Origin of the sequence: Xanthocytophaga agilis (genome assembly GCF_030068605.1) — a bacterium.
GTDB lineage: Bacteria > Bacteroidota > Bacteroidia > Cytophagales > 172606-1 > Xanthocytophaga > Xanthocytophaga agilis.
This window is the reverse complement of sequence record NZ_JASJOU010000003.1, coordinates 215,645-238,112: the sequence shown is the minus strand read 5'-3', so window position 1 is coordinate 238,112 and position 22,468 is coordinate 215,645. Positions and strand designations below refer to the sequence as shown.

Sequence of the window (22,468 nt, the reverse complement as noted above, 5' to 3'; positions counted from 1 at the left end):
TTGAAATGAATCCTCACCATTTACAGGTCCACTGTATAACCTATTTTCTGCTTACTGGCATTATAGATCTCACCATTGGACGCAATGTATATATAGTTCTTGTTCATATTATAGATCATAAATGGATATTCCTCCCGATTGGATTTAATGAGTTTTCCAATCACCTTTACGCTGCCACCTGTAGTTTTGATCAGATCCATTTGTGTAGTCAGGTAATATTGATTTTCCGGATTGGAGTGAAATATAACTTTGCCTAACAAATATTTTGAGTCAATAGGTTGTATTGCCGCTACCTGTGGGTCAGAAGAGGCAGAAGGATTATTGGTCCGTACATTATCTGTGGGAGTACTCTTTTTCTGGGCAGCCATACCAGCATTGGCTCTTTCCCATCCCACTGCAATGGCTTCCAGACGTGCTCTTTTAGGAGGATGTGTAACGGATCCTTTCTCTTCAGCTAACATACTGATAGCTACTTGTGCTTCTGTTAAGGTAGCTCCCATTTTATGAAGAATAAAACCTGAAAACTCATCAGCTTCCAGCTCATTCGATGGGCGACTGCCTTCTTGTAGCAGTGTGTGTCCATTCAGGTGGTGGCCGATTTCGTGGGCTAAAATGCTGATCGCTGCCCAATCTGTATGACACGCTTGCTGCATCTGAGACATAAAGTGTTGACTATACAGGATATACCGCTTGTTGTCATAAATAACAGCTGCTGCATTCTCGATATTTACAGCTTTTATTTCAAAACGTGCCTTGAGTCCCATAACACTCATAATACGGGCAATAGCCTGACTCGTTTCCTCACTTGAGGTAAACTCATACAAGTCGCCTGCGATAGGCTCTCCAAGATAAGTACAATGGTGATCTGTTTCGATGACTAGTGGATACTGGCCATAACTTTTAAAAGCATACAGGATAAAAAACAGACAAAAGAATCCTTTGCCTAAAGGGATACGGTTCATAAAAAGAGAAGAAAAGAATAGGAGTAGATCTATCTCATTTTTATCCTGTGTTTAGTGTGGTTACAATTGGATAACCCATTTTTAAAAGATTTATTGTCTTTATATTTAAATAATGTATAAAAAATAAATTAGTCTGACTATCAATGTTTTCTTTGATCTGAAAAGATAAAGCCTATCTCTTCTTCACTGCAAATTTTTCAGGAAGAAAACGGGTCTGATCGTTTTTTTGCTACATTGGTCACACAACCCTGATAGTCATAAAAATCCAGATGTTTATGGCTGTATCCTTTTACATATCCAATGTATAAATCAAGATCACTGGCTGGGATTATCGGACCTACGTTGATTGTCATGGTAGCTTCAGAGCTCAAGCTATGGAATCCTACACTATATGATGAACAGATTATTCCGTTGATATACCTATCAGGCGTGTTGTTTTTCATTGCCGGACTAACCATTGTGCGTGCACACAATAACTGGGTTCTTCAATGGCCAGTAGTCATAACTATACTAGGTTGGTTATGTATGGCTCTTGGTCTGTTGCGTATGTTCTTTCCGCAAGCCTACAAAGGTAATTTTAGCAATGATATCAGTGCTATGGTAGTTGAGATTATTCTGATTAGTGTGGGTGTTTTTCTATCCTTCAAGGCCTATTGGCCAAAGGCAGAAAAGGATACATACCTGGAAAAATGAGAAATGTTTTATTGATTATTAGTTTAAGTTGTATTCTCCATTCCTATACAGGAGATGGATTATTTGTTTGCGATAAAGTGATCTATAGTAATGATAGACTAGACTCAATTTTTGTTAAAAAGCTGGATTGGGGAGTTAATGAAAATAGTCGGTTTTTTGCGATTTCGCATGCAAAATATTCAGATGATGTAAGTGAATATAATGTGGAAAAAGACTTTATGTATGAAGGCGACTTTCCAATTTATTATGTCTTATCTCAGGATACTTTGTATATGTATACAGGAAAGTTAGCTAAAAGTCCACCTGATTTTCAATCTGACATTATAGTAAAACAGATTGAACTTACAACCCGGCAGGATGAGCGTTTGTTTCAAAATAAGATTTATACAAGTGTAGCCGATTTGTGCCAATGACAGAGGCAGATATCTACTTTGTTTCGTTCGGAATAAACACTGTTCTAAAGATTAAAACCACTTTTGGTAATGTATCTCAGTATGATAGCTGAAGAATGAAAAAAGAGAAGGTGTCTTATTTATAGAAGATAGTAAGACAAATATCCTGTGAAGACAAAATCCATAATGAATACAAACCATGTAAGAATGAAAAACGTAATTTTACTTATCTGTATTTGTAGTGTTTGTATATGTGGTTTCATGTTGAAACGTGCAAACTCATTTTTCTTCAGTCAACCTTTTAAAAGGAAGTATCATTGTGTTTCAACAGATGGTACCAATAAGTATATGAATACAACTGTACGAATGAATTTGAAGATTATTGAAGAATTTGACACAAGTTTGACAGTTATCAATGAAAAGCAGTACAAACGGTATAAAATTGCCTTCTTTCCTCAGAAAGAACTGGATTATATTCGTCAGGAAGGCTCAAAGATATATTTGTTGGACAATTCCTATTCTTCTACAGACAGAAAAGCTCTTTCAAAAGAATATCTCCTCTTTGATCTGAATGCTGCCAAAGGAAGTGAGTGGAAAATATATCACGATGATTTGTTTAGAAATGCAGTACTTAGAATAGATTCACTGACTCTGTCAGAGCAGGATACAATTTATCACTTTACAGCAGGAAGAAGGATTCAAACATCACATGTTTTTGTCGTAAACTCATTTACTTTCTCAAAAAAGATGGGATTTAACGATTTTGAAGTCTTTGATGGATATGGAAAGATATTCCATTGTACTTGTAGAAAATAAATCTACCTGATATTGTGCCTTACAGAATAGAATGACTAACTGTTGTCTAGTGTGATAGAATTACTACAGGTAATTTTTAAAAATTCTTACTATAGTGAAGTGGTTAACTCACTATAGTAAGTAACCAGGTAAAAACTTTCTCATAGCTTAGAGTCTTGTAAGTATGATATTTGGGTAGATTAATTATTCAGTAAACCTGTTGGTAACTCATGTATAAGTATATAGCACTCTGTTTTGTATTGACCTGTCTGACAGGTTGCCAGACTCCAGATCGAATAGATTTATCTTGTGCAAATATTATTCGTATTGAAGTAGAGAATCGGGGTTTGTTTGGAGATGATCATAATGATAGACGTGTCATTAGCTCAAAAGATAGTATTCAGCAAATCTGTGGGATTCTGATTAATTCCAAAAAGATACGTTTTAAAGATTTTAACGGAAAAGCTAATAGCGGTTTATGTGATATTTATCTTTACTACAAAAACGGAAATAGTCACTGGTTTTACTATACACAGACCATTAAAGATGGTGGTATTGTCAATTACAGCGACAACTTTTACCTTCGTAATGATGAACTGTTGCCGTATTTGTGGTATCCGGGTGCCAAAATACCTGTGCCTGATCCAGCTTTATAAACCTTGAATAATGTGTATACCATCCTTATAACATGTTCTTAATTCTAAGATTCCTGTTTGGATTAGTTCTTTTCATTACTTGTCTATCATATGGACAGGTCAGAACCGTTACAGGGAAAATAGTAGGAGAGGATGAGTTGACACCCCTGATCAATGTTAGCATTCGGAGCATCGATACCATACAATTGGGAGTGACTGACATAAACGGGAACTTTACAGTTGAACTTCCTGCTGGTACTAATCAACTGTTGTTGAGTGCTCTGGCTATGGAATGGACGTTGATAAAAATCTTACCCTCTTGTACCAATCTGGAAATTATTATGCTTATTGATGGCCATCATGATTTTATGACACTTCGTAAAGAGAATCGAATACGTCATAGATATTTTAAGAACCGGGAAAAGCTTCATCTTGCGGCCTACCAGAAAAGAATTTTTACTGCTGATTCGCCTTGCTTTACCTATATCTTCCAAAAATATTGAAATAATACCTGCGATCTTTCTCATTTAGTAATTGAATAGCTTTACTGAGTTGTATAACTCCATATTACCAAGGTAAAGGTTTCTCTGTTTTTTCTTCTGAAAGAAATACTCTTCCTTGCTGTCCTTCTGAAAGAATCTTTTGACAAATAGAGCCATCTTTGCTTTCTGAGAGAAATAAGTATATCCAAACGGAAAGGCTGCTAACCTTGCCAAAAGATTCTTTCAGAAGGACAAAAAAGATGTGTTACTGAAAGGAACACAAAAACAGATATATGTTTTCTGAGCCAAGTTTTGAGGATATCTATCTTCTATCTTTCTAGTCTGTGGTGGTCTCAAAAACAATCTCACAATCAGGCAACAAGGACTTAACCTTTTCTATTTCTGAATCGGGGAGAGGATTGTTGTTGAGATACAATAAAGTTAGACGTGTTAATTTGCTGATTTCCGGAGGTAGGGATGTTAGTTTATTATCTGAAAGGTTTAGTTTTTCCAAACTTGCCAGGCTAAATAATTCCAAGGGTAGATATTCCAGGTTGGTTTTGTCCAGGTCTAAATCCGTAAGTCTTGTCAAATTAGCAATTTCGGATGGAAAAGAGGTAAGCGGATTTCCTTTGAGATGCAATTCATACAGATTCTCAAGGTTTTTTATATTCGGAGGGATGCAATCCAGTTGGTTATCATTTAAGTATAAGTGATGGAGTTTGATGCATTGAAAAAGTTCTTTAGGAATCTCACATAACTGATTATACGAAAGATTTAAACTGAGAAGATTGCTAAGATTTCCAATTTGCAGAGGAAGAGACGCTAATTGATTTTCTGAGATAGTTACATACTCTAGCCTGGTCAAACATCCAATTTCGGCTGGTAGGTTAGTTAATTTGTTGGCATCTGCACTTAATGATGTAATACCTGTAAAATAGTTGATCTGATTTGGGAGCTTTGTTAGCTTAAGCCGGGATAAGTATAGTTCTTTCATGCTATGTATTCTGACTATCTTCTCCTGAAGCGTTAATTGGTGAGCACCCTTATTGAGCCAGGTGGCCTGTTTTGCAATAATCCAGTTATGTATAAACTCAATATCGTTTTTGAACTCTTCAATATCAATCTGTAGGGATTCTGCCAAGGCTAAACCCAGCTCAATATTTTGCAGTTGACCGGATTGTAATAAACGTAGTATGCTTTCTCTTTCGGTAGACTCTGCATTCATTGTAGGTATTGGCAAATGTGGGTTATCCCAGTAAGTTCTTGTCTATTCTATACTTCAATTCTGATTAACAAAGCAAGTTTACAAACAATATTTCGGTTTTCTTCAGAATGGATTAGTAAGATGCTTTGAATATCTTCGGACATGTTTTGTATTTGTTTGGGCAAAGTCCTATACTTTTCGAGACCAATATATTTAAGCGGATGAATCTGAGCAAGGACATTCTTGACGCATTTACTCTGAAGGGAGAGAGTATGCCTTTGTTGGGAGGGCAGCATACCTCAGTCCGGGTTGGTGATTTTGTGCTGAAGCCTATAGATACCAATGTCCGGTATTACGAATGGCTGCTGACCGTCTATAATGCTATACATCCAAAAGGATATCGGCTGGCAAAGCCTGTAAGGAGTCATCAGGAAACTTTTTTGTACAAAGGCTGGTGTTGTACACAATATGAACCGGGTGAATTCCGGAACGGAAAGCTATTTGAAAAGCTCGAGGTAGCGCGACTGTTTCATACAGATCTGGCAGAGTTGTCTTTTCAAGACATGCCATCAGCTGATCACAAATGGGCAAAAGCTCATCAGATTGCCTGGCAAAAAGAAGGCTTGCTCAGAGAGATTACAGGTGATGCGTATACGATATTGAAAGACCTACTTTCCGGTTTGATACTACAAGACAGTTATCCCATGCAGATCATACATGCTGATTTGGCTGGCAATATACTTTTTGATGATACTTTAGCTCCGTTGATTATTGATTTTTCTCCCACCATAGCTCCTGTAGAGTATGCAGAAGCCATACTGGTATGTGACTCCATTGCCTGGTATGGAAGCCGGCTGGAAGAACTACACTATCTTTCACAGTCTGAATTTGTCAGAGAAATGATGCTACGGGCTATTGTGTTCCGGTTAACAGTAGCTGCGCTGTCAACACATGAGAATGAAGTAGTGTTTCGAAACGAATACGAATGCTTTCAGCCTATTATACAATACCTGACATGATCAGGTTCGGGATGAGGATGTGTAGTAGTAACATGAAAGTATATACCTTGTTCTATACAATAGTGTGTATTTGATTACAAGGTGAGGTTCTCGTAATTCTGGTCTTTTTATTTATGTTAAAAAATTTCATTTTCATGCCGGAGTAATTGTATACACACTGTTCCTCAAAAATATGGCTCTAAGCTCAGCTTTCTTATTTGCAGTTCTACTAGTTGCAGTGATTGCACTACTGTTTTACAGCTATCGGCGTAGTGGAAATGGTATGGAAATCGTGCTGGTATTTCTTTTAGGACTTGTGATTGTTTGTGGAGGAATAACCTTGATGATTGCTACTTTTGATTTTCTGCATCCTTCAGATAAAGAGCCTTTTACATTTATGGCCTTTCTGTTGATGTTTATCTTTATTGGCTTCTATTTTTCGGTGTATCAGGCTATTGTCTTTGCGGTTGTCAGACTGATTGCCTCTTTCTTCACGGACTCAAAAATCCTCCATGTCATAGGAGCTGTCTTGTTGGGTATTGGCGCACTGGCGTTGACATTGGTATTTACTTTATTTGCCTCTAATACAAAGGACTGGATATTGGCGGTGTTTAACACGCTGGGCTTCTTGAGTGCCTTCCTGTTTGGATTATGGGGTATTCCCAGACTGCAGTTTTTGAAGAAGGCTTGAGGGATGTATATTGTGAAAAGATAACTGATTAAACAATGTCTAACAAGGAGGTTTCCGAAGAGTTTCGGGTAGGACGAGTCGAAAGGGTAGCAGGAATAATTCTGCTATACTTTCTGGTTCTCTATAGTCTGACCTATTGTGATAACTGGTTAGTTAGTCATTTCCCTCAACACAAGGAAACAGTGGAATTTCTCACAAAAGACTTTCTTTTTCATTCCAGTCTCCCTCTCACTAGTATTCTGGTATATTGTGTGATGAAAACCAATAATCTGATCCTTAAAGGTATTGCATTTATCCCATGTATCCTCTTAAGTCTTGTGTCCTTACTACAATTTTTTATTCTCTTCTCCTGGCTCTTGGATGTATTTACAAGCTCACCAGCAGATCCTACTATAGAAGAAAACCTTCCTTAGGTACGCATAAGGCCAGGCCGTTTGGTACTATCTAAGGCTTTTAGTGATTTCGGTACACATAGGATCATTACATGCCTTCAGCTCTGAATTGCTTGCTAAATTTAATTTATATATGCAGGTTACTAAGTTAATTAAGGAGAAATATCCCATAACTTGTTTGTTTCATATGTTTTACTTGTTACTGTCGAATTTTAGAGAAAGTGTATCTTTGGTAGATACCTTTACTTCCTCCTCTCCCTAAAAAATAAGTACTTATCTAAATTCAGATACATGTACCTGTTGATGCATCGTCTTATTTGTTTGATATCTAGTATAGATACTAGTGGTTTGTTTGTTGTGAGGAAGAGATGAAATTACATGCCGTCACTCAGATTGGAGCCAATACGTTTGGTTGCCGCATTAATGGCAAAGCCTGGGTACCTGAAGCAGATAAGCCTGTTGACTACGATACTATGCTAGTGTACGAATTTGAAAAATATCTAGATTCAGGGGTATTTCAGATTCGGGCATCTAATACAAAGCGGGGAGAGTATGTAGATTTTTCTCCAATGTAGCCGGATCGGTTGGTGCCTCTCCCATGGGTCGGACGGATAGCACACATGTAACTGAGGTTATTTTGGGTTTAGCAATGCCAGTATTTTAGCGATGACAGTGCTATATGTCAAGGCAATGTTACACTGACTCTTGTAGATTATCAGGCTGAAATTCTGTCAGGTACTTTTGCATTCAGGATTATTTCCTTACCTGATTGTGAGACCATTCATTTCACCGATAGACGGTTTGATCTGAAAACCAATTAACCACTTTATTTCTACTCTTATCTATACTATATCCAAAGATGTTGCAAAGGTTATATTTTGAACATATGGATTCAGATACAAGCAGTGGTCATTTATTACTAAAAGTTTCGACATATATGTGGCTTTTAGTATGGAAGTTTCCCTGAAAGTAGAATGTTGTAGGATTTATTTTAGATAGATAAAGGCTACCGTTTAAAATATTTGTGTTCACCCCGATACTGCAAGCCTACTGAGTCCTGTACTATATTTTGCACAGTAATATCTGCTTCACTACAAGACTCTGCAATCAGGTGGCTTTTACCATTAATCTTTAAAATAGCAATCTTTATCTGAGAGCTTCCATTTTGAATCATACCTACATATTTAACAGTTGGCCAGGCTATAACTACTTTGGGGGCAGGTACAGTGGGTGTACTGCTATGTACTGCCTGGATCGAACTCGTTGCCTGTGCTGGATGAGAAGTTATAGAGGGTGAAGGCTCTCTCCGGATTCTAGCAGGTCCTGATCCCAGAAAAGGATCACGATAGTTGACCAGTAAATGTACTGTATCTGGAAGAGTAGTCGTAGAAGTATGAAGTTTTCTGTTAGGTTCTGAATATGTATCAGGTACATCCTTTTCCTGTACAGCATCTACAATGCGATAAATGATAAGGCCCCATATCAGAATAACTGCCGGAAGAAGCACGAACATCATCTTTTTATTTTTCATGGCAAGTCCTGTTTAAAATAATAAGGTAAAGCTTCGCATTTCTGACAAACTACTGGCTTTACCACTGGTACTCACTGACTTCACTGCCCAATAATAGGTGCCTGCACCAAGGTTGGTAGTAGAAGATGTGATTTGATAGGATGTGGTTGTAACCGCTTTGGGATAACCTGTGATAAGTGTCTGTGCATTGGTATATAAGTAGACACTATCCCGTACAACCGCAGTAGCACCTCGCTGCCAGCTCAGTGTGACAGGTAGGTTTTGTAATGTTGCATTGCTCAGCGGACTCACCAGAGTTGGGGCTGTTGGATTACTCATGTCGATAGAGAATGTAAATGCCTGATCTGCTGCCTTGCTGGATTTAGCGTTCAGGGCTGTAACCTGCCAGGAATAACTGCGTGAGTCTGTAGCAAAGGTTTTAATAAATCTATTCGATGATAAGGTATCAATAGTTTCTCCATCCAGTTCAAATACATATCTATCAGCCATTGGTAGCGCTTCCCATTGAAATGTAATGGCATTACTTCCCTGAGTACTGTTGTTGGCAGGATAAAGCAGACGGAAACTTTGTTGACCCAGGTCAGAAGATGTATCAATGCGAAGATACCGCTCTGCTGATTGGGAAGTATAACCCGCATTTAAAGCTGTAAGGCGCCATTCAAAGCGTCCAGGCTGAAGTACGAGACGCAATGAGGTAGCTGAGGTTGTTGTGTCTATGAAATAATCAGAGGCCTCAAGCAAGGATGGTGAACCTATTTCCAGACGATACTGTCGGGCTCCTTCCAATGTTTGCCAGCGGAAGGTCTGGGTTACTTTAACGGAGGCTGCACTATCGGCAGGAGCCATCAAGACTACTTTCTTGTTGGTAATGTCCTGTTCAAAAATCTCGTCACAACCCATTACCATACATACACAGCTTATAAGAAATGCTGGCAGTATATAGGTAGTGTGGAAGTTCAGTAAATAAGTAATCGCATTATATGTTTTTTTCATGATAAAGCTTGATGTCAATGTAATTAGTGAGTTTCCTCAGATACTGATTTTTTGCGTTCGTACATCTGTTGCAGAAAGCATTCGGCATATAAGGTTCGTTTTTGATGGAAGATATCTTCCTGTACACTAAACTGAACAGAGGCTAGCCGTCCGGTTTCCAATTCGTATTCCAGCCGATGAACAATCTGTACCAGTGAAAGGTAGTCGCCCTGCAGTCTTACTGAGCGGGTGACAATGATATGGTTATTTTTTTGTTCTTCTTTGGCCGGCAATAACGCATCTATTCGTACACCATACTTGCGGCAAAGAGGTGTAAGGCCTGCCAGCAGAGGATCGGTTCGGTTGCTGTCTGCTCCTTCCGAAACCATATAGGCATTGGCACGCTGCATTTCCTGATGTAATCGGGCTAGCTGGTCTGGTGCGGAAGATCCCTGTGCTGCCTTGCGGGCAAGATCCTGATAATGCTGGTATGCTTCGATAGTAGGAGAGATGGCTATTGTATAGGCAATCCATAGAAAGATCACTACTACAAACCATAAAAGGCGGTAGCGTTTCTGATAGGAAAAGGATTTCCAGTTTAACAGGTTTTCAAACATATATAATCTGCTATCGTCTCTCTGAAATTTATGGAGTTTGGTAGGGTTTCAGGTATATCCATACTGTGAACATCGCTACACCGTTTTGCTGGTCGTACTGATAACCAGGTTGACTTACCTGACTTACCCAGGAGGCTTGTTCCAATATGGTCATCCATTCCCGAAGTGGTTCCGGTGTTGCACAGGCTCCTTTTACCAGGATTACATCCGGAGTAAACACAGATCGTTTTTCCTGACGGGATAAGGCTTCGTTTCTGGGATAGATGCTTAATTCTGTTAGCCGTATTCCTCCTGGCAGACTAGCTGCCAGCGTATCTGCAAAGAAGCTATGATGAGTAGGGGATAACCAGCCACTGGTAGCCAGAAAGTTTCGCTTTTCTTTCAGGTTCTTTACTAATACATTCTGTCGTTCAGAAGATTCCATCTGGTGACCTACCTGTTCTTCGAGTACAGATGCTGCCTGTTGAAAATGCTGAAAAAGAAAGAAGTTGAGTAAAAGTCCCAGAAATATAGCTATTAGTATACCTTTACCTGTAGTTTCAAAACGTTTTCGGTATTTCCACTGCTTTTGCTGAGCAGAAATAAACTCTGACTCAGCAAAAGGGGTTACGTTGCCTGTCAGTAATGTCTGAAAGGCGACTGCATAAGCTGTAGTCCATTCTCGCCCTATTATATCCTCTCCAATTGTAATGGTCGCTTCTGCCTGTGCTAAAGGATATAAGGCATATGGCCTGCCATCCTGGATGTTCAATACCTGACAGGCAGTAGGCAGGTTATTAGCTGAATCAGATACAATTGTGGCCAGAATAGATGCTGCAAAGGGGCCTAATGATAAGCCTGTTATGCCAAAGCCTGCTGTCTGCCATTGAGTAAGTACAGGGTCCAGTAAATCTTTGCGGATCAGTGAGGCAAAATCCTTTCCCGAACCTTCGGCAAGTTGTATATAGAAGTCCTTGGCTACAACACCTGGAACGGATTCTTTGATACGCTCCAGTAAAGGTTTACCGGATGTAAGAGGTAAAGATTTATGCAGAATACCTTTGCCATCCACACAAAGTGTATAGGCAACAGATTTAGGCATTTGTTCTGTAAATGCAACATCCTGAATCAGTCCCTGCCATTGTTTCTGAATAGTAATGACGCCCTTCTGTTGTTGCAATACTAAGCCATACCCCATCCATTGTCCGTCATCTGCACGGACCAGTGCAATACCTCCTGCCTGACGGGGAGGAGTGAGTATGTCTGGTAATTTTTTCATACAAATAAATTGACTACAATCCGAAACTGCTTAATACATCAGGGTCGGTTTAATGAATATCAACAAGCGTTTGTCACTTCTTTCACGTTTACGTGAACTAAACAACCATTTCAGGATGGGTATACGAGAAAGGATAGGAACTCCAGAACCGCTGGCAGACTTACGTGCCTCTTCCAGACCACCCAGGATAATCATTTCTTCGTTTTTAATTCGGATCATAGAGGTAAACTTTCTGGTTGCGTTACCAGGAGGAGCACCTGCTATGGTAGGGGCTGTAAAGTCTGAGAATTCCGCGTTTATGTCCAGTGTAATGTGTTCATCACCCGAAACCATTGGATTGATTTTAATACTCATATCCGCATTCACCTTATTATACCTTTGTGTAACAGAGGTAGTTGTTGTTACACTTCCCGTAATATTCTGTGTTTGCTCGAGATAATAAACCGACTGTCCTATGGTTAATGTTGCTTCGTGTCCGTTTAGTGTAGAGAGCTTGGGCGTAGAATGCACCTGTACATTGCTGTTTTGCTCAAGCGCTTTCAACTGAAGATAGAAGTTTGGAGTAACCCTGCCAATATTGACAAGGCCATTGGAAGACAAGGTACTTAGAAATTTATTAATGGCTCCCGAACCAATGGTCATATCCAGACCTGGAAATACTGTTCCACCTGTCTTCTTAGTCGAATCGGAGAGTAATGCACTGATACCTGTCTCTACAGAGAAAGACTTGTTGACCTCCATGACAATAACTTCAATCAGTACATTGAGTACAGGCTGGTCAATGGCTTTCAGAAAGTTGGTAATCTCTTCAATTTGTGGCAATCCCCCGGATAAGATGACACTGTTTAGTTCTTTAAAGATTTTAATATCAACTCCCTTTTTCAATTCAGGAGGAATAACCTCATCTATCTTATCTGCCGGACGAAATTGCATCTTAACTAAACGTGTATTCCGAAATCCTTCCAGGTTGCGTTCTCCGATCAGATAGATCCCATCCATCCGTTTCATTGTATGGCTGGTCCCCTGCAGCAAAAAGCTAAGCAGGTCATCATATCGTACATTCTGAAGTCGCACAGTGGTATTGCCTGGAAGATTGGAAAAAAGAACATAGTTTATATTTAACCGCGAAGAGGCTTCATTGATAATGTCTACAATAGGCACTCCGGATGCATCTACCGTGAGCCACTGATTCCCATCAGGACCTTGTTTTACATCGATAAACAGATTGTCTGCATTGTTACCTCCGCCACCTCCATTTCCTTGGCGGTTAGACGGATATCCTGCAGACACCAGTCCGTTCTGACCCAGACGGTTTCGTGATCCTGAGGCAGCTGCTGGACTATCATTGCCTTCCAATAAATAGGCATTATCGGAAGTCTTTACCAGACGCAATCCGTTTGCATACGCAATCTTATCCAAACCTGCTTCCAGTGGCATTCCTTCGATATAGCTACTTACCATTTTTCCATTGAGACCAGGAGCCAGTACCACATTTTTCTTACTAAGCCGGGTGAGTTGTCGGGCTACGGCAGGAAGGCTATCATTGGCAAGGTCTGCCACAAGTCGGTCATTTGAAATATCATATTGTATCTGTGGAATTCTGACCTGAGGCGTGGGTTTAGGCTCTGCAGGAGGCTGATAGCGTGAAAATGCCATGATCGTTCCTGTAAAACGAATATCCAAATTGTATTCCCTGCAAAGGAACAATAGCAGATCCTGTACTTTTACACCTGTAAAGTTGTTGGTCACCTTATTGTCCAGTCCTGGCTCTACACTGATATTAAGTCGGTGTGTTTGTGCAAGTCCACGAAGGAAGTCACCCAGAGAAGCCTCAGAAACGGTCAGAGAGGCAACTTCCCGTAATCCAGGGACCAGAGAGTCTGATAAGGCTCTCAATTGATTTTCTACCTGAAAAAGATATTTTTCCCTTTCCTGTCGTATTCTATTTGGGTCTTGTGCCTGCAGGGATGTGGCTACCAAGCTGTATAACAGAATAAGTAATAAGGATAAAATGCCTGTATATAATTTTTCAGTAAGTAACTTTCGGGTAAACAATTTTTTCGGTAATAGCGCTGGTTTCATTAGTAATTCAATAACAACGGGTATATCTCTTCCAGAGAGGTTTGTCCTGTTTCAAAAAGCGAAAAGGCATTTTCTGCCAGAGTTTTAACTTGTTTATTTGATAATAGATCGTCTGCATTCATTTTTCCTTCCTTTACATAGGTTGCCAGTTCATGGTCCATTGGGATCACCTCATAAATAGCTTTACGACCCTTGAAACCTGTCTGATGACACCGGGAGCAGCCTGTGGGTATAAAGTGGTGTGTTATGTGTTTGTTTGTTACAAAACCAGGAGGATACATACTTTCTTCAAAAGATTCTTTTTGTTTACAATCCGGACACAGCAACCTGACAAGTCGCTGAGCTACGGATGTATGCAGTGTGTTGGCTACCAGAAATGGAGGCACCCCCATATCGATCAGACGTGACACAGTGCCCCATGCCGAATTGGTGTGGATAGTAGAGAGCACCAGGTGTCCGGTAAGAGCAGCCCGAATAGCCATGTTGGCAGTATCCGTATCCCGTATCTCACCCACCATAATCACATCCGGGTCCTGACGCAGAAATGTCCGTAAGGCTGCGGCAAAGCCCAGGCCAATATTTTCCTTAAGTTGTACCTGGTTGATACCTTCCAGGGTATACTCAATAGGATCTTCAATGGTCAGAATATTACGGCTTTCCTTGTTGAGCAACTTAAGCGTTGCATACAAGGTTGTGGTTTTTCCTGAACCTGTAGGACCGCTGATCAGCATCATACCTGTGGGTCGTCGTATCCCTTCCAGATAGCGACGAAGATCCTGTGGTTCAAAACCCAGGACCTGAATATCTATACGTGTAGCATCCTGACTTAGAATACGCATTACCACCTTTTCTCCATGTAAAGTAGGTAACACAGATACCCGGATGTCAAAGCGATCTTCTCCCTGATGATAGAAAATCCGTCCATCCTGAGGCAGACGTTTTTCGGCTATATCCAGATTGGACATAATCTTGATCTGGTTAATCAGAGCCGGATATTCATGCTTTTCCAGTTGATACCGTTCTACCAGCATCCCATCAATACGAATGCGGATACGTGCCCTCTGCTGATACGATTCGATATGAATATCTGAACTGCGCAGGCTTTTGGCTTCCCGAATGAGTTGCATCAGAAAAGCTTCTCCTTCCGTATCGGGTTTGGAGGTTATAGCCGAAGAGCCTCTGGATTGTTTAGCGTCAGATACTTGTGTAGTAGGGAAATATCGTTGTAAGGCTTCTTCAATCAGTGATGTTTCTACACATTCAGCTTTAATTGACTGGCCTAAAACCATCTCTAATTCTTCTTCTGTTGAAGAATCAAATCTACTTTCATCGGCATATATATATAACGTAGACCCTTGTAATTCCTTAGGCAGGATACGATAATGCCATACCTGTGCAGCAGATAGCACCTGCATCATCTCTGCCGGAACTTTGAGAAATACGCCGCTATCTCCCGCTCGTTTGTCTACAGACTCATGCATGCTGACCTCCTATCTGAAGACAAGCAAAGAGTGGCGTAGGATCAAGTTTGCTAACGCCAACATAGCCTGCCATACACAATGCCTGCATGCCTGCCAAAGGGACAGTAGATGGATACGTTGCTGACAACAGCGAACGAAAAATCAAATGCCCTGCCAGCGCAAACAGCAAACTGAAAACCCAATAAATCAGAAAAGATACAGGTGTGAAAAACAAGGTGGGTACGATCCAGAAAAATACATCGCCCAATCCCAGAAATTGACCTACAGGTTGCGTGAGCTTTCGGTTCTTTACAGATACATACAGTGTTAAAAAGAAGAGTTGCCAGAAGATAATCAAAACATTTATACCCATCTCATACCCTACAGCTAGTACGCCATTTCCTGCATCTGCAAAGCGAATGATTATGACAATACCTGTCATGACAGCCCATAGCCATACACTAAGTATGCGGCTGCGCATATCCTGCCAGAAAGTGAGCAGTAATAATACTATCAGGGCAATAGTCATAACGGATGAAAGCAAGGAACAGAGTTGGTGTTACAGAATTTGTGTTCAATGATTAGTCAGGTGTTACTTCCCGTAAATTCTGGTTGTTATCCATTTCCCAGACATTCATTTGTCCATCTCCATCGAAGTCTACTACAGCTGTAGCACGAGCTGTGAATCCGTTTACCGATGCATCTACGATTTCTATTCTGTAGTTTGCTTTGCCCCCCTCTACTTCTGTCGAAAGCTTTTCGCTTTCAAAGCCAATGGCTTCTACACTCGAACTATATTTGGCATGTTCGTAGAAGTAAGTTTTCTCAAGAGTATATACATGTTTCAGTGCCTGTTTGGCTTCCAGGCTGCGTGTCCTACTAATCAGTGGCATCAGTACAGGTAACGCCAGCAAAATGAGAATTCCTACTATTACCAGTACAATGAGTAATTCTGTAAGGGTAAAAGCAGGTAATGTTTTGTGTTTGAATACGTTGAGTCTTGGTTTCATTTGTATTTTACTTCTGTAGAATTTCTCTGCAAAAAGCAAAATCTTAGATGATGAAACCACATGGTTTTTATTAAAAAAGAACAATGTATGAAATTGCTCATATTTAATTAATTATGAGAAGCATATGAGTAGGGGAAGATTGAATAACAATCCGTAATTATATCAGTGAACCATTACCTGTTGTGGAATACTATATACTAATGAGTGTGTATTTGAAGGCTTTGTGAGTGCTATTACGAAGAATAAATATAGTATAAGAATGATTGTGAAAAAGGAAGCTTTGCAAAGCCAATTTTTGTCTGTATCCAGGTAAAAGCACACATGTTCAGTACTTATTTTCTTCTCTTTGCGAGGGTAAACGTTAGTGTAATCTTTGTTTTTGAACCAGAATTCACCTGTTTTATGTATAGATAGGAAGATTTTTCTGATGTAAGAAAGCTACAGGATTATGATAGATGGGTAGTATTTTTATCGTTTTTTTTTACAAAAAATAAGCTTACTACATATACTCATTTAGTGGATTTGTATCCCGATCGTGATAAATATGATAAAATTTATGGTAGAACACGTGTAACTCAGCATTTATAGATTCTTATGTTTTTTTGTGATAGTTGATTTTGCTAGTCTTACTACTGTGTATAGAAAAAAGCGAAAATAAAGATATTTTGTATAGAATGTACTGTTGTTTTGTGAGCTTATATAGGAGTTACTTTACAATAAATATCCGGATAACAGAGATATTGAGTTATGCTTCAAAGTTCTAGTGGTGAGTTATATTATTCTACATCTTGTTCTAAAGTTAAAGTCAAAAGAAAATACTTCTATTTTTCTTTCGTTGCCTTATCTATTTTTCTTTCGTTTTGTGGCTGTGGTTCAGATATCCTGACAGCCAAAGAATACAAAGTGTATCTGAGTAATCCTTCCAATGGATTGGTGCAGTCTCACGCTATTGGCGATAAACTAAAGATGAGTGTACACTATATGCCAGCTGCCTATCTGGCCTATGGAGACATACAAAAATCCGGATTGGCTTTTACTCCTGCTTTGCTCGATAGTACACTCAAGTCCTATGCAGGTCATACTACGTTCTATCTAACCATCGAAAGCCTGAGTGAAAAAGTAGATCTGCAAAAATTCTTACAAAAAGATGTTTCGATTACTCTTTCCGATGCCTTAAATCAGTTGGATATGCAATTACCTGAAGATATTACCTTGCAGGTAGACAAGCAGTCGTATACACCCAGCTTGTGTATTCGGGAAAGTGCTCCCGGCCTGAATCATAAGATCACTTTTGTGACTGTTTTTCCTGTCAACCTAACATCCACACAAGCCGAAAAATGTATACTGAACTGGAAAGACCGTTTCTTTCAGCAAAGCGAGTTTGCTTTTATTTTTACAGTTTCAGATTTAAAAGTAACTCCTCAAATACGTGAGTAACACATAGATACATAGTACACACTCATGTAGTTTACATGTGAATTTTAGGAGGATATTTATATTTTTACCTTGCAGGAGACTTTATCTATAGTTTGCTTGTGTTAACTATTCCGTGTCCACAGGAAAGTTCCTATTCACTTACGCTGTCCTATCATAGTGGAGTCTCTCCTGAAGAAGCTTCCTGGATAGGATAAGGATGGTTTTGACACCTGGTTCGATAAATCGCAATATGCGGGGTATTCCAGATGACGATATGACAAATAGAGTAAAGTCTCAAGATGTCTTTCGATTACCAGCTCTCTGGCTAGCTTCTCATAGATCTTATGCCAGCAAGGCTTCTGAAAACTGCATACCGAGATAACAATAGCCTCTGTGCTTACGGTCTTCATCCAGTCTTCACGTTCTAAGGAAACGCCATTTATAAAGAAGGTATTGAGTATAAGAAGGCAGGTATCCTGCTGGATGGGATTTACTCTGCTCATAGCCAGTAAACGAATTTGTTTGAGGAACACCCTTCCAATCCGGCTCTGAATGGTGGTGGTTTATAAGAGTTATATTTTGCGCAGACATCGGAGTATAAACGTAATAGTCAACAATGAACGCATACCTGCCATGAATTCAGGAACAGTGGGATGTTCTCTCTAACTATTCATTATTCTCTTATTCCTTACTAAAATCATTATAAACTTCAAGAAAATAAGGGCAGGCTGGGTAGAATTCATGCCATTCCATATCTTCTTTAAATCCTTTGATCATGTCTGAACGGAGCAAGTCCAAATTATTATCATATTCTGACCAATCTATATTGTCATGAAATCCGGTATCATCAGTATAACGATATAGGAATGCAAGTAAACAAATAGCATCCGCCAACTCACTCATTGCCCATTCCGTATTTTTGAATGAAACAGTGAATAATACACTCCCGTCTTCTTCAATAGGAACAGATTGATATTGAAAATCACTTTCAAAATCGTCTCCATTATCTTTAGCAACCTCCCATATTGCTTGACCACAAAAAGCCAGGTTGAGATAATCAGATGCAATTTCAGCTCTTGAATGAATAGGCCATTGGGTTGTCTTGGGAATGGATATAAAAAATGTTTTCGAATCTCGTGTCCATAATATATTTCTCTGATCCCATAACAGGTCTTTTATCTTGTTTATAGTAAATCCTTTCAGGTCTTATAGCTTAATCATGAATGCAAATTAAACTGATTTTTTACTACTGTGTTATTATCTGGGAAAAGAAACAGGGTGGAAATTTTCGAAAAGAAAAATGGGTTCTATAAGCCCTTAGTGGGAAACAACTCGCTGGTGATAACACCAACGACGGAAATGAAAACCTGAACTTGGCTCTCTTTGTCCCAACGCAACAGACATTGCTTTCATTTTGGGTCCTAACGGACGTTCGAACCAGCCTCTTTCTATTTAAACCAGTCCCTTTTTTGCCCTAAAACCCTCATTTCCTCAAAAGATATGAGACAGGGTACGAGCATAAGCTGCCAGTTTGGATAAAGCCTATATCAGTTGCTGAACTTAGTCCGTATATAAAGTTGGACTAAATTCAGCAACTGCTCTCTTCGTAAATATATCCTTCCACAGATGCTATTGATATTCTATAATGTATTAATATTAATCACCAGATCAAAGAACGTAGAGCCTTCAAAATCTTTATCTGTGAACAGTCCTTCCACAGCAGGGGCATAGTCCTGGAAAGCACCATTAATGGCAACTCCCAACTGCTGACCGGTAACCTTGTCACGAGCCGTAATTTTATATTTACCTACAGGTATATCCTTGATACGGTAGTCATTTTCTGGCAGACCAACAACCAGGGTTTTGCCCGTACTGCCATCCACCAGCGGGCCCATAGGTTCAAGCGTAATTTCCAGGTTTTTATCATTGACGTTATCCGGCTGGGCATGTACTTCCAATGTACCACCCAGTGGCATATCCTCTGCATCGGAAGTGGTTGACCGGGGACCATTGAGGCGAAAGACAAAGTTACGTACTGCTCCATCATAGGCAGAAAATACCCCTTCCTGTTCAGGATATAAAGCCATCGTATAATTCTTCCCCTGATATTGAAAGGTGACTGTTCCGCTTACTGAATAGGAACCTTCTGCAATGCCTGTTGGCAGAGAAAATGAATAGTTGCCGCTCGCATCTGAATAACCAGTACTGTTTTTGTTGTAGTAATCAGTGCTGGAGGCCACAATGACTGCATTGGCAACGGGTTTGCCGTCTTTGTCCAGGACACGACCTTTTACCACTCCTTTTTCGGCCTGGTTGGGATTGCTGTCTGGCGCAGATGGACTGCAACTACTTATCAGCAGGGACAATACAAGTCCCATACAAATGAATATTTTAGGTTTCATAGTTCAACTTACAGCTGAATGTAAATGGATAGGTGATCGGATAAATCTGTATTGGATGATTCAAAGCTAGGACAGGTTGAATGGCTGGCGAAAGACTATCCGTTGGATTGGGGCTTTGGGTGAATTTACTGCACAAAGCAGGGGATGAGTTGTAAGCTAAATTGAAAACTTGTTTGAGTATTCAATTAAAAGCTTTCCTGAATTCCAGTGGCGACTGCTGAGTCTTGGACTTAAATAGCTTGCTGAAAGATTGGGAATGTTCAAAGCCCAGCTGATAGGCAATCTCGCTGACAGATAAATTGGCGGGTTAGATAACTTCCTACAAACCCGGATGCCCCAATGACCAGAATCTTTTTCATGTTTGATGTATTTGTTGGGTCAAAGGTCGGTACTATCCGGAAGAGGGATGTAGTCAAATTCGGTTTTGTTGTATCCGAAATCTGCTGAGTGGATAGTAGATTTGTAGGTTGTCAGATACCCTGCCACTCTGTTTTACAATCTATCCGGTTTACGTATCCTTTGCAAACAAAAGTTATCTTTCGAGTCAAGCTTTCCTACCATCAGATAGGAGGAGTATATACTGTGTTTTCTTGACGTCCCTATCATATAGCCCTCCCATATGTAGATAGAATCAATTCGCTGTTCGAGTTTTACAGGTGGATTCACAATACCCAATGCTTTATAAGTAGAATCCTGTGATTCATAGTACTGAAGCGATCGGTAGGGAAGATAAAACTGTTCTTCTTTTCCTTTTTTAATTTCGTAGGCCTGATCACCTTTAAACCTACTAAAATATGATACATGAAGGGATTCACTTTCTGTATATATTTTCCGTTTCTCATCTTTATATAGTGATTGTCTATATCTACCAAGATAGGGTCCAAATATAGTAAACTCTCCTATCAACAAACATTTGTTATTTGCATAGACAGCAATGCTTGAATCCAGCTGATTGGTAATAGATAGAATGCAATATTTATCATAGTAGTTGGCAAATAAGCCTTTTCGTTCACTATCTCCCAACTTTTCATTCATAGCTGCGATCGTGTTATCTTCCGGATGAATGATTTTATACACAATACCATCTAACTCTATCTCTTTGTTCTGCGGTTCTTTTTTAATAGTATCAGCTATATTGGAATCTGTACAGCCACTACCTGCAAGCAGACATATCCCTAAGGCTATTTTTTGCAGAAATGAATAAACTCTTTTACAATACATTGTTCTCTAGGTGTATAGCAAGTAGTGGTAGGTAGCCTACTATTATTTTATCGATTGTACTCTACATGTGAAAGAATTAAGGGCAAGGGGTTGTTGGTTACCCATTGTACACCCAGTTCACACAGTCTGGACGTATCGCCTGATCTTCGTTTAATTTTTCTTACAAGTTCTTGTGCCTCCACAATTTCAGAAGAGGAGAGGGGATTTCCCTCTTTAATGAAAGCAAGGAATGCATCTGCCATTTTCTTATACTCACTATCCCAATTTATGCCTCCATTGCCTTGTACTTCATTGGCAATTCGTCCTGTGATTCGAATCACCTCACCTTGTAGGGTTGCTGCCGGGCCACTGGAGGGAACCAAAAGATTCCAAAGTTCTGTATGTTGTTGTTGCCAGGTTTGAGTAGTAGTGGTTATAGGAGATTTTCCATCATGCAGTATTCGTTTTGCCACAGGTTCCACATCAAATAGCTGGTATAATTCTTCCAGAGCTGCACTTACCTCTTCCACATACTCCTGATTGAAACCAGCTCGGTAGAATTCGAACTGTTTCCCTATAGCGTGTACAAATCCTTTCATTTTGGGTGTTATTTGTACACCAGCCTGCAGGTATATTTTAGCTAGTTTTACAGTGTTAACAATATAGGCATTCCGACACATTTGTAATGCTTGTTCCAAAGGAGTATTGCCATCGGAATTGAGGGCATGTATGTATGCTCCATAGGCAAGCAAAAGCTCTGTATTCTCAACGTTATGGGCACTTGCTGCCGTATGCAGAGGTGTATCTTTATGGTTGTTTTTAGCATGTACATAGGCACCCAGTGTCAACAAACTTTTTATATTGCCATGTACACTACGTGACCGATTGTGTAGAGGGGTGTTCCCCCAGGTATCTGTGGCTTGTAAATATGCTCCTTGTTGCACTAACCATACAGCCAGTTCATGGGGACAGTTATCAAAGTCCAGTGCTGTTGCTTTTGCATACCCTCCACGAGCATCTGGCTCACATGTAGTAAACACTGCTTTCAGTGCCTGAAGATCTCCTGTGCTTAATAGCTCTTCAAAATTTTTGGGTAAGGTTTTCCTTTTCTTTGCCATGGCTTAGTATTAAATAGTCTGAGGTCTCCATGCGAGCAAATCTTCCAGGTAAAGATCTGTTGCTTGTTTCTGGTTTTAAAATGGGTTAAAAAGACTAATAAAGTAGAAAATAACACATAGTGCCGTTATAACACTCACAATACCTCCTATTTTCC

Annotated in this window: 25 protein-coding genes and 1 pseudogene; 10 read left to right on the top strand and 16 right to left on the bottom strand. The window is 39.8% G+C overall.

Annotated elements, in window-relative coordinates; all coding sequences use genetic code 11:
- Positions 1–20: 20 nt before the first annotated feature.
- Entirely contained in the window at positions 21–962 is a 942-nt protein-coding gene (locus QNI22_RS11375) for a M48 family metalloprotease (RefSeq protein ID WP_314510757.1), read from the bottom strand.
- Between the two features lie 300 nt (positions 963–1,262).
- Between QNI22_RS11375 and QNI22_RS11370 the strand changes: the two genes are divergently transcribed.
- From QNI22_RS11370 to QNI22_RS11350, 5 genes are all read left to right on the top strand, one after another.
- On the top strand, positions 1,263–1,655 hold the full coding sequence (locus QNI22_RS11370; RefSeq protein WP_314510756.1) for a hypothetical protein: 393 nt from the start codon (positions 1,263–1,265) through the stop codon (positions 1,653–1,655).
- Positions 1,652–2,068: a hypothetical protein gene (locus tag QNI22_RS11365; RefSeq protein ID WP_314510755.1), complete on the top strand. Its 417-nt coding sequence runs from the start codon at positions 1,652–1,654 to the stop codon at positions 2,066–2,068. Before QNI22_RS11370 ends, QNI22_RS11365 begins: the two co-directional genes overlap by 4 nt.
- 327 nt (positions 2,069–2,395) lie before the next feature.
- Positions 2,396–2,863 (top strand): hypothetical protein, encoded by a 468-nt coding sequence (locus tag QNI22_RS11360; RefSeq protein WP_314510754.1) that lies wholly within the window; start codon positions 2,396–2,398, stop codon positions 2,861–2,863.
- A gap of 209 nt (positions 2,864–3,072) precedes the next feature.
- Complete coding sequence (locus QNI22_RS11355) at positions 3,073–3,498, top strand: hypothetical protein (protein WP_314510752.1); 426 nt, start codon at positions 3,073–3,075, stop codon at positions 3,496–3,498.
- 32 nt (positions 3,499–3,530) lie between these two features.
- Positions 3,531–3,980 (top strand): hypothetical protein, encoded by a 450-nt coding sequence (locus QNI22_RS11350; RefSeq protein WP_314510751.1) that lies wholly within the window; start codon positions 3,531–3,533, stop codon positions 3,978–3,980.
- Positions 3,981–4,296: 316 nt separating this feature from the next.
- Here the strand turns inward: QNI22_RS11350 and QNI22_RS11345 are convergent, their stop codons facing one another.
- On the bottom strand, positions 4,297–5,187 hold the full coding sequence (locus QNI22_RS11345; protein ID WP_314510750.1) for a leucine-rich repeat domain-containing protein: 891 nt from the start codon (positions 5,185–5,187) through the stop codon (positions 4,297–4,299).
- A 200-nt stretch (positions 5,188–5,387) separates the two neighbouring features.
- On the opposite strand from QNI22_RS11345, the gene QNI22_RS11340 reads away from it, so the two are divergent.
- The 4 genes from QNI22_RS11340 (at position 5,388) to QNI22_RS11325 (ending at position 7,822) form a co-directional block, all read left to right on the top strand.
- Entirely contained in the window at positions 5,388–6,185 is a 798-nt protein-coding gene (locus QNI22_RS11340; RefSeq protein WP_314510749.1) for an aminoglycoside phosphotransferase/kinase family protein, read from the top strand.
- Positions 6,186–6,357: 172 nt separating this feature from the next.
- On the top strand, positions 6,358–6,855 hold the full coding sequence (locus tag QNI22_RS11335; protein ID WP_314510748.1) for a hypothetical protein: 498 nt from the start codon (positions 6,358–6,360) through the stop codon (positions 6,853–6,855).
- Positions 6,856–6,890: 35 nt separating this feature from the next.
- Positions 6,891–7,268 (top strand): hypothetical protein, encoded by a 378-nt coding sequence (locus tag QNI22_RS11330; protein ID WP_314510747.1) that lies wholly within the window; start codon positions 6,891–6,893, stop codon positions 7,266–7,268.
- 347 nt (positions 7,269–7,615) lie between these two features.
- Complete coding sequence (locus QNI22_RS11325; RefSeq protein ID WP_314510746.1) at positions 7,616–7,822, top strand: hypothetical protein; 207 nt, start codon at positions 7,616–7,618, stop codon at positions 7,820–7,822.
- 431 nt (positions 7,823–8,253) lie between these two features.
- Here the strand turns inward: QNI22_RS11325 and QNI22_RS11320 are convergent, their stop codons facing one another.
- From QNI22_RS11320 to QNI22_RS11285, 8 genes are read right to left on the bottom strand one after another with little or no spacing between them, the layout of a single operon-like run.
- A complete protein-coding gene (locus QNI22_RS11320; RefSeq protein ID WP_314510745.1) occupies positions 8,254–8,778 on the bottom strand; it encodes a hypothetical protein in 525 nt (174 codons plus the stop codon).
- Between the two features lie 12 nt (positions 8,779–8,790).
- Positions 8,791–9,771: a fibronectin type III domain-containing protein gene (locus QNI22_RS11315; RefSeq protein WP_314510744.1), complete on the bottom strand. Its 981-nt coding sequence runs from the start codon at positions 9,769–9,771 to the stop codon at positions 8,791–8,793.
- Between the two features lie 23 nt (positions 9,772–9,794).
- Positions 9,795–10,367 carry a hypothetical protein gene (locus QNI22_RS11310; protein ID WP_314510743.1) on the bottom strand — a complete coding sequence of 191 codons (573 nt, stop codon included), beginning with the start codon at positions 10,365–10,367 and terminating at the stop codon, positions 9,795–9,797.
- A 28-nt stretch (positions 10,368–10,395) separates the two neighbouring features.
- Positions 10,396–11,625: a hypothetical protein gene (locus QNI22_RS11305; RefSeq protein ID WP_314510742.1), complete on the bottom strand. Its 1,230-nt coding sequence runs from the start codon at positions 11,623–11,625 to the stop codon at positions 10,396–10,398.
- Between the two features lie 30 nt (positions 11,626–11,655).
- Complete coding sequence (locus QNI22_RS11300) at positions 11,656–13,707, bottom strand: type II secretion system protein GspD (protein WP_314510741.1); 2,052 nt, start codon at positions 13,705–13,707, stop codon at positions 11,656–11,658.
- On the bottom strand, positions 13,707–15,188 hold the full coding sequence (locus QNI22_RS11295) for a GspE/PulE family protein (RefSeq protein ID WP_314510740.1): 1,482 nt from the start codon (positions 15,186–15,188) through the stop codon (positions 13,707–13,709). The genes QNI22_RS11300 and QNI22_RS11295 overlap by 1 nt, the downstream gene beginning before the upstream one ends.
- Positions 15,181–15,711 carry a hypothetical protein gene (locus QNI22_RS11290; protein WP_314510739.1) on the bottom strand — a complete coding sequence of 177 codons (531 nt, stop codon included), beginning with the start codon at positions 15,709–15,711 and terminating at the stop codon, positions 15,181–15,183. The genes QNI22_RS11295 and QNI22_RS11290 overlap by 8 nt, the downstream gene beginning before the upstream one ends.
- 37 nt (positions 15,712–15,748) lie before the next feature.
- Positions 15,749–16,177, bottom strand: a complete 429-nt coding sequence (locus tag QNI22_RS11285) for a type IV pilin protein (RefSeq protein WP_314510738.1) — start codon at positions 16,175–16,177, stop codon at positions 15,749–15,751.
- A 747-nt stretch (positions 16,178–16,924) separates the two neighbouring features.
- Between QNI22_RS11285 and QNI22_RS11280 the strand changes: the two genes are divergently transcribed.
- The gene (locus tag QNI22_RS11280; protein ID WP_314510737.1) at positions 16,925–17,614 is read left to right on the top strand and encodes a hypothetical protein; all 690 of its coding nucleotides are present in this window, start codon (positions 16,925–16,927) and stop codon (positions 17,612–17,614) included.
- 134 nt (positions 17,615–17,748) lie between these two features.
- On the opposite strand, the gene QNI22_RS11275 is transcribed toward QNI22_RS11280, so the two are convergent.
- The 6 genes and pseudogenes from QNI22_RS11275 to QNI22_RS11250 form a co-directional block, all read right to left on the bottom strand.
- Positions 17,749–18,096, bottom strand: a complete 348-nt coding sequence (locus QNI22_RS11275) for a hypothetical protein (protein WP_314510736.1) — start codon at positions 18,094–18,096, stop codon at positions 17,749–17,751.
- A 178-nt stretch (positions 18,097–18,274) separates the two neighbouring features.
- Complete coding sequence (locus QNI22_RS11270; protein WP_314510735.1) at positions 18,275–18,496, bottom strand: hypothetical protein; 222 nt, start codon at positions 18,494–18,496, stop codon at positions 18,275–18,277.
- Between the two features lie 737 nt (positions 18,497–19,233).
- Positions 19,234–19,995 (bottom strand): carboxypeptidase-like regulatory domain-containing protein, encoded by a 762-nt coding sequence (locus tag QNI22_RS11265; RefSeq protein ID WP_314510734.1) that lies wholly within the window; start codon positions 19,993–19,995, stop codon positions 19,234–19,236.
- A gap of 181 nt (positions 19,996–20,176) precedes the next feature.
- Positions 20,177–20,296: pseudogene (locus QNI22_RS11260) on the bottom strand (helix-turn-helix domain-containing protein); the annotation flags it as partial.
- Positions 20,297–20,487: 191 nt separating this feature from the next.
- The gene (locus tag QNI22_RS11255) at positions 20,488–21,216 is read right to left on the bottom strand and encodes a hypothetical protein (protein WP_314510733.1); all 729 of its coding nucleotides are present in this window, start codon (positions 21,214–21,216) and stop codon (positions 20,488–20,490) included.
- 47 nt (positions 21,217–21,263) lie between these two features.
- Positions 21,264–22,313, bottom strand: coding sequence for an ankyrin repeat domain-containing protein (locus QNI22_RS11250; RefSeq protein WP_314510732.1), 1,050 nt, complete (start codon positions 22,311–22,313; stop codon positions 21,264–21,266).
- Positions 22,314–22,468 lie beyond the last annotated feature (155 nt).

Coding starts and splice junctions, on each gene's coding strand:
- QNI22_RS11375 (WP_314510757.1), bottom strand. CDS start 962: ATGAACCGTATCCCTTTAGGCAAAGGATTCTTTTGTCTGTTTTTTATC.
- QNI22_RS11370 (WP_314510756.1), top strand. CDS start 1,263: ATGTATAAATCAAGATCACTGGCTGGGATTATCGGACCTACGTTGATT.
- QNI22_RS11365 (WP_314510755.1), top strand. CDS start 1,652: ATGAGAAATGTTTTATTGATTATTAGTTTAAGTTGTATTCTCCATTCC.
- QNI22_RS11360 (WP_314510754.1), top strand. CDS start 2,396: ATGAATACAACTGTACGAATGAATTTGAAGATTATTGAAGAATTTGAC.
- QNI22_RS11355 (WP_314510752.1), top strand. CDS start 3,073: ATGTATAAGTATATAGCACTCTGTTTTGTATTGACCTGTCTGACAGGT.
- QNI22_RS11350 (WP_314510751.1), top strand. CDS start 3,531: ATGTTCTTAATTCTAAGATTCCTGTTTGGATTAGTTCTTTTCATTACT.
- QNI22_RS11345 (WP_314510750.1), bottom strand. CDS start 5,187: ATGAATGCAGAGTCTACCGAAAGAGAAAGCATACTACGTTTATTACAA.
- QNI22_RS11340 (WP_314510749.1), top strand. CDS start 5,388: ATGAATCTGAGCAAGGACATTCTTGACGCATTTACTCTGAAGGGAGAG.
- QNI22_RS11335 (WP_314510748.1), top strand. CDS start 6,358: ATGGCTCTAAGCTCAGCTTTCTTATTTGCAGTTCTACTAGTTGCAGTG.
- QNI22_RS11330 (WP_314510747.1), top strand. CDS start 6,891: ATGTCTAACAAGGAGGTTTCCGAAGAGTTTCGGGTAGGACGAGTCGAA.
- QNI22_RS11325 (WP_314510746.1), top strand. CDS start 7,616: ATGAAATTACATGCCGTCACTCAGATTGGAGCCAATACGTTTGGTTGC.
- QNI22_RS11320 (WP_314510745.1), bottom strand. CDS start 8,778: ATGAAAAATAAAAAGATGATGTTCGTGCTTCTTCCGGCAGTTATTCTG.
- QNI22_RS11315 (WP_314510744.1), bottom strand. CDS start 9,771: ATGAAAAAAACATATAATGCGATTACTTATTTACTGAACTTCCACACT.
- QNI22_RS11310 (WP_314510743.1), bottom strand. CDS start 10,367: ATGTTTGAAAACCTGTTAAACTGGAAATCCTTTTCCTATCAGAAACGC.
- QNI22_RS11305 (WP_314510742.1), bottom strand. CDS start 11,625: ATGAAAAAATTACCAGACATACTCACTCCTCCCCGTCAGGCAGGAGGT.
- QNI22_RS11300 (WP_314510741.1), bottom strand. CDS start 13,707: ATGAAACCAGCGCTATTACCGAAAAAATTGTTTACCCGAAAGTTACTT.
- QNI22_RS11295 (WP_314510740.1), bottom strand. CDS start 15,188: ATGCATGAGTCTGTAGACAAACGAGCGGGAGATAGCGGCGTATTTCTC.
- QNI22_RS11285 (WP_314510738.1), bottom strand. CDS start 16,177: ATGAAACCAAGACTCAACGTATTCAAACACAAAACATTACCTGCTTTT.
- QNI22_RS11280 (WP_314510737.1), top strand. CDS start 16,925: ATGCTTCAAAGTTCTAGTGGTGAGTTATATTATTCTACATCTTGTTCT.
- QNI22_RS11275 (WP_314510736.1), bottom strand. CDS start 18,096: ATGAGCAGAGTAAATCCCATCCAGCAGGATACCTGCCTTCTTATACTC.
- QNI22_RS11270 (WP_314510735.1), bottom strand. CDS start 18,496: ATGAGTGAGTTGGCGGATGCTATTTGTTTACTTGCATTCCTATATCGT.
- QNI22_RS11265 (WP_314510734.1), bottom strand. CDS start 19,995: ATGAAACCTAAAATATTCATTTGTATGGGACTTGTATTGTCCCTGCTG.
- QNI22_RS11255 (WP_314510733.1), bottom strand. CDS start 21,216: ATGTATTGTAAAAGAGTTTATTCATTTCTGCAAAAAATAGCCTTAGGG.
- QNI22_RS11250 (WP_314510732.1), bottom strand. CDS start 22,313: ATGGCAAAGAAAAGGAAAACCTTACCCAAAAATTTTGAAGAGCTATTA.